4 protein-coding genes are annotated in these 4,957 nt (G+C 44.7%); 2 read left to right on the top strand and 2 right to left on the bottom strand.

Going from position 1 to position 4,957, the window contains the following annotated elements:
- A partial coding sequence (locus tag QZ135_RS24435; protein ID WP_294615684.1) for an efflux RND transporter permease subunit occupies nt 1-270 on the bottom strand: 270 nt, incomplete at its 3' end.
- Nucleotides 271-374: 104 nt separating this feature from the next.
- Nucleotides 375-1,550 carry an efflux RND transporter periplasmic adaptor subunit gene (locus QZ135_RS24430; RefSeq protein WP_294615682.1) on the bottom strand — a complete coding sequence of 392 codons (1,176 nt, stop codon included), beginning with the start codon at nt 1,548-1,550 and terminating at the stop codon, nt 375-377.
- A 638-nt stretch (nt 1,551-2,188) separates the two neighbouring features.
- Here QZ135_RS24430 and QZ135_RS24425 point away from each other — a divergent pair.
- Nucleotides 2,189-4,111 (top strand): Ig-like domain-containing protein, encoded by a 1,923-nt coding sequence (locus QZ135_RS24425; protein ID WP_294615680.1) that lies wholly within the window; start codon nt 2,189-2,191, stop codon nt 4,109-4,111.
- Complete coding sequence (locus tag QZ135_RS24420) at nt 4,056-4,934, top strand: DUF3108 domain-containing protein (RefSeq protein ID WP_294615678.1); 879 nt, start codon at nt 4,056-4,058, stop codon at nt 4,932-4,934. The genes QZ135_RS24425 and QZ135_RS24420 overlap by 56 nt, the downstream gene beginning before the upstream one ends.
- The last annotated feature ends 23 nt before the right edge of the window (nt 4,935-4,957 follow it).

Genomic DNA, 4,957 nt, shown 5'->3' with positions numbered 1-4,957 from the left:
ATCGGCGGAACCGCTGTTGGTGGCATTGGAGGTCATATACATCATGTTCTCCACACCGTTAATCTGGTCTTCCAGCGGTGCGATGACAGAGTTCAGTACCGTTTGGGCGTTGGCTCCGGTATAGGTGGCGCGTACCGATACGGTAGGGGGTGCAATGTCCGGATATTGGGTGATAGGCAGTGTTGCCAGACCAATAAGCCCCAGGATTACTATCAGCACGGAAATTACCGTGGATAGCACCGGACGATTAATAAATCTATCTAATTTCATTTCATGAAAAATTAAAGAATTAAAGAAATAAAGAATTAAAATGGGATAAGAACTAATGCTGTGCCTATTATGCGCAGCCTTTCATTCTTTCATTTTTCATTCTTTCATTGAAACGCCGTTTGGATATTACCGTCTTTCTGGTCTTGCAGCGCTTTTTGATACTCGGTCTCTTTCTCGGCAGGAGTGATAGGAGTGATGGTAGCTCCGTCTTTCAGATTCTGCACGCCTTCGATTACAACTTTGTCGCCAGCTTTCAGACCTTCGGTCACGTAGTAGTACTTGCCATCGTTCAGCTTGAATACCTGTACTTCGGTATTCTTCAAAGTGTTGTCTGGCTGTACCACAAATACGAACTTCTTGTCTTGAATTTCAGTAGTAGCCGATTGTGGTATCATGATGACGTCTACCATCGGGTTGGGGAATACTACGTTACCCGTACCGCCGCTACGAAGAATGTTGCGCTGATTGGGGAAAAGAGCACGCATGTTAACCGAACCTGTTGTCTGGTCGATAACGCCACTGATGGTTTCCACGCGTCCACTGTCGGCATACATGGTTCCATCGATAAGTTGCAGTTGCACCGCAGGCATTTTCTCCAGAATCTCCTTGATGCTGCCACCTTCGTGTATCAGTGCCAGCAATTGTCTTTCGGTCATTGAGAAGTAAGCAAACATCTCGGATATATCGGCAACGGTAGTCAACGGAGTGGCTACGGAAGGACTAACCAGGCTACCTACACGGTAGGGGATGGTACCTACTACGCCATCACTGGGACTGGTTACATTGGTATATGACAGATTGTTCTTGGCGTTTACTAATTGTGCTTCGGCTTGTGCCAATTGTGCTCTGGTTTGTGCCAATTGGTTTTCGGCCATCTGCAAGTCGTAGTCGCTGATAATATTCTTTTTGTTCAACTCACGCTTATTGTTCACGGTGAGTTCCTGCGTGTTTACAGCAGCTTTGGCTGTTTCAACAGCAGCTTTGGCTGAGTTCACGGCAGCCTGATACTGTACGGGGTCAATGCTGAACAGTACTTGCCCTTTACGCACTACGGAACCTTCGTCCACGTGCAGCTTGGTGATGAAACCGCTAACCATCGGGCGGATTTCCACATCTTGTTTACCCTTAATAGTCGCCGGATAACTATTTGTCAAATTAGCAGTGGTGGTATTCACTGTAATTACTGCGAATTCGGGTGTTTTACCCGTAGTTTTGTCACCTTGTCCACAACTGAACAGTGACAGGCAACAGCATGCCAATAAAATCAATCTACTCTTCATACTCGTAATTATTCTCTGTCTTTTGGTTTATTTTTTCATTTTGATGAATAAAGGCTTTTATGTCTTGCATAGTTGGATTGTACGGTAAGCAAAGGGAAAACTAAAAGCACTCTTCTGGTTTTCCGAGTGCAAAATTATCTATTTTTGAACAGATTAGTTCTATATTGGTGTATTTTTAACTATGTTTTATACATCTATTATATATAGGGGGCTTTGGGGAATTATAGAGGTAGTCTGCGTAGGGGGCGTTGCCGAATAACTACTTTTCCTTCTTTCATCTCTGTTTCCTTCTATATGTATTTGATAATCTCTTTTAGCAAATTCGGTTCTTTCCCGTAAATAGATATGTTTAACCGAATTTGTACCGAATATATACCGAGTTTGTACCGAATATGTATTGAACTGATTGAGAGGAGATCCTTCGGCTACGCTCAGGATGACAGATACTAACAGGGCATTCTTATATATATCAAAGTAATTTTGAATCAGTATTTGCCTGTCAGAGAACGAACTTTTCACTGCTATCACCTGTTTTTAAATACTATATTTCTCTTTTTTGATTAAAATACTGTAAAGCATACGGCTTATTAATGGATAAGCTTTATTTTTGCAAGATGTTACGTAACAAATATTCGAATATGAAACCTCTTTTCAAACGTTTGGCGGGTGTTGCTGCCATTGCTGCTGTACTTTATTCCTGCGCCAGTATCGGGCGTCCGGAGGGTGGTGATTATGATGAGACTCCCCCCCGCTTTGTAAGTAGTACGCCGGCACCGGGTGCACTTAATAATAACCGGAAGAGGATTTCGATTGAATTCGATGAGTTTATCAAGCTTGAGAAACCGGGAGAGAAAATCGTGATTTCTCCCCCTCAAGTGCAACAGCCTGAGATAAAATCCAACGGGAAGAAAGTTGTCATCAACCTGAAAGATTCACTCAAGCCGAACACGACGTATACGATAGACTTCTCAGATGCCATTCAGGACAATAACGAAGGCAATCCGTTGCCTGATTTCGGATTTACTTTTTCTACAGGTACCGCTCTTGACTCGATGGTTGTTTCGGGCACCGTGCTTAATGCTGCAAATCTGGAGCCGGTGAAAGGAATGCTGGTAGGTATGCATTCCGATCTGGCTGACTCCGCCTTTACCACGAAGCCTTTTGAACGGGTGGGGCGTACCGATAGTCGCGGGCGTTTCACTATCCGGGGTGTGGCTCCGGGCGAATATCGTATTTACGGATTGCAGGATGCCGATCAGAATTTCTATTATAGCCAGCCCAGCGAAATCCTTGCTTTCGAGGATTCTCTGATTATTCCCTCTATGGATGAACGGATACGCTTCGATACCCTTTGGGTAGATTCCTTGACGATAGATACGATTGTGGAGAAGACATATACCCACTATTCTCCGGATGACGTCATTTTGCGTTGTTTTAAGGAGCTGACCTCTTCACAGCGTCTCATCAAGAGCGAGCGCCCCGAACCCCGGAAGTTCTCTTTCTACTTTTCGGCCGTAGCAGATAGCTTGCCACTGTTGAAGGGGCTGAACTTCGATGAAACCGATGCTTTTATTGTGGAGATGCCCACAGGACGCATGGATACGCTTACCTACTGGATAAGGGACTCTTTAGTCTATCAGATGGATACTTTGAAAATGAGCCTCAGTTATCTGTATACGGATACGTTAAACCAACTGGTGCCTCGCACCGATACGCTGAAACTGGTATCCAAACTCAGGCCAAAGTCGGAGAAGGAATTGGAAAAAGAGCGGGAAAAGAAGGAAAAAGAAGTAGAGAAAGCCAAAAAGAAGGCGGAGAAAGAAGGCAAGGAGTATGTAGAGCCAACCATCTTCCTTCCTGTTGATGTATATGCCCCGGGCACGATGGATATTTATGATTATATCACTTTTACCTTTACTGAGCCTTTGGCAAGTGTGGCCGACAGTGCCATTCATCTGAGGCAAAAGGTGGACAGCTTGTGGCGGGACGTTACTTTTGACTTTGTGCCGGATTCATTGAACCTGATGCGTTACAATGTCTATGCGGATTGGGAGCCTGGTGAAAGCTATAGTCTTGAAGTGGACTCTATGGCTTTCCACGGAATATATGGCATGTTTACCGATAAGATAAAGAAAGAATTCAAGGTGAAGAAGCCCGAAGAATACGGGCAGATTTTCTACAATGTGAGTGGGGCGGATTCGGTGGCATTCGTAGAGTTGCTTGACGGGCAGGACAAAGTGGTGCGTACGGTGCCTGTTGTCGATGGGAAGGCGGATTTCTACTTCCTGAACCCGGGCAAATACGGTGCACGCCTCATAAATGATACGAATGGAAACGGTGTGTGGGATACCGGAAAATATGAAGATAAACGGCAACCGGAAAAAGTGTATTATTATCACCAGGTGATAGAGCTGAAGGCGAACTTTGACCTGACACAGACCTGGAATATACATGAAAGGCCGCTGGATAAACAGAAACCGGTAGAACTCAAAAAACAAAAACCAGATGAAGACAAGAAAAAGAAAAATCAAAATAACCGCAACTCCGGCAATCGCCGGTAAGCGCGGATGGGTATTCTGCCTGTTGGGAGCCCTTTTACTAACTATTGCTATTCCTTCCCGGGCGCAATGTACAGCGGAGAACACCGCATTCCAGTCCGGTGAGCATGTGATGTATGATTTGTACTTTAATTGGAAGTTTATATGGAAGAAGGTCGGTCTGGCAAGTCTGACGACTTTCTCCACTACTTATCAGTCACAACCTGCCTATCGTTTCAACCTGCTTTCCGTGGGTAGCAAGAAGACAGATTTCTTCTTTAAGATGCGAGATACGCTGACATGTTATGTCAGTGAGAAACTGGAACCGCTTTATTTCCGCAAGGCGGCCGAAGAGGGAGATCGCTATACGGTAGATGAGGCATGGTTTTCTTATAAAAATGGTGTATCCAACGTAAAACAGAGGCGTATCTGGCACAATCCGGTCCGCGATCCGCAAGAGATGGAATACAGTGACAGCCGTTGTATCTTCGACATGTTGAGTATTCTGGCGCAGGCGCGTTCTTACGATCCGGCAGATTATAAAATAGGCGACCGCATCCTGTTCCCTATGGCTACCGGACGCAAGGTAGAAGAACAAACGCTGATTTATCGTGGAAAAGAGGAAGTTAAAGCCAATAATGATACGATTTACCGTTGCCTTGTATTCTCTTTTGTAGAATATAAGAAGGGAAAAGAAAAAGAGGTGATTACTTTCTTTATCTCAGATGATAAGAATCATCTTCCCATCCGTTTGGATATGTATCTCAATTTCGGTTCGGCAAAGGCGTTCTTTAAGAGTGTACAGGGGAATCGCTATCCGATGACTTCGGCTGTAAGGAAGAAGTGAGACAGCTACGAGCTACAAGCTAC

This window comes from uncultured Bacteroides sp., from assembly GCF_905207245.1.
Lineage (GTDB): Bacteria > Bacteroidota > Bacteroidia > Bacteroidales > Bacteroidaceae > Bacteroides.
This window is presented reverse-complemented; position numbering and strand designations above follow the sequence as displayed.

Excerpts from the sequence above, each read along its gene's own strand:
- QZ135_RS24430 (WP_294615682.1), bottom strand. The coding sequence starts at position 1,550 with ATGAAGAGTAGATTGATTTTATTGGCATGCTGTTGCCTGTCACTGTTC.
- QZ135_RS24425 (WP_294615680.1), top strand. The coding sequence starts at position 2,189 with ATGAAACCTCTTTTCAAACGTTTGGCGGGTGTTGCTGCCATTGCTGCT.
- QZ135_RS24420 (WP_294615678.1), top strand. The coding sequence starts at position 4,056 with ATGAAGACAAGAAAAAGAAAAATCAAAATAACCGCAACTCCGGCAATC.